Raw genomic sequence first — 587 nt, forward strand, 5'->3', positions numbered from 1 at the left:
ATGTTGACGAGTATGGCCTTGAGGTTGTGGCTGCGCAGCATGATCTTGAAGGCTTCGGTGACCTTTTCGGCGGTGGCGCCGCCGCCAACGTCCAGGAAATTGGCCGGATTGCCGCCATAGAGCTTGATGGTGTCCATGGTGGCCATGGCGAGGCCGGCACCGTTGACCATGCAGCCGATATTGCCGTCGAGGGTGACGTAGTTGAGGTCGTATTTGGACGCCTCGATTTCCTTGGCATCTTCTTCGGTCTCGTCGCGCAGCGCGACCACTTCGGGATGACGGAACAACGAATTGTCGTCGAACGACACCTTGGCGTCGAGCACGCGGAGCTGGCCCTGCTTGGTCACGACCAGCGGGTTGATCTCCAGCATCGCCATGTCCTTGGCGACGAAAGCCGCAAAGAGCTGCGCGGTGAGCTTCTCGGCCTGCTTGGCGAGATCGCCGGTCAGGTTCAGCGCCTTGGCGACGGTGCGGCCGTGATGCCCCATGACGCCGGTCGCCGGATCGACCGAGAAGGTCACGATCTTCTCGGGAGTGTTGTGCGCGACGTCCTCGATGTTGACGCCGCCTTCGGTCGAGACGACGAA

The 587-nt window shown here is 61.7% G+C and carries 1 protein-coding gene; it reads right to left on the bottom strand.

Annotation, left to right across the window (positions count from 1 at the left end; all coding sequences use genetic code 11):
- The coding region (locus AACY52_RS29440) for an ATP-grasp domain-containing protein (RefSeq protein ID WP_339561241.1) at positions 1-587 on the bottom strand (587 nt) is incomplete at both ends.

The organism is Pseudomonas sp. EA_65y_Pfl1_P113 (genome assembly GCF_963970525.1).
In the GTDB taxonomy this organism is placed as follows: Bacteria; Pseudomonadota; Gammaproteobacteria; order Pseudomonadales; family Pseudomonadaceae; genus Aquipseudomonas; species Aquipseudomonas tritici.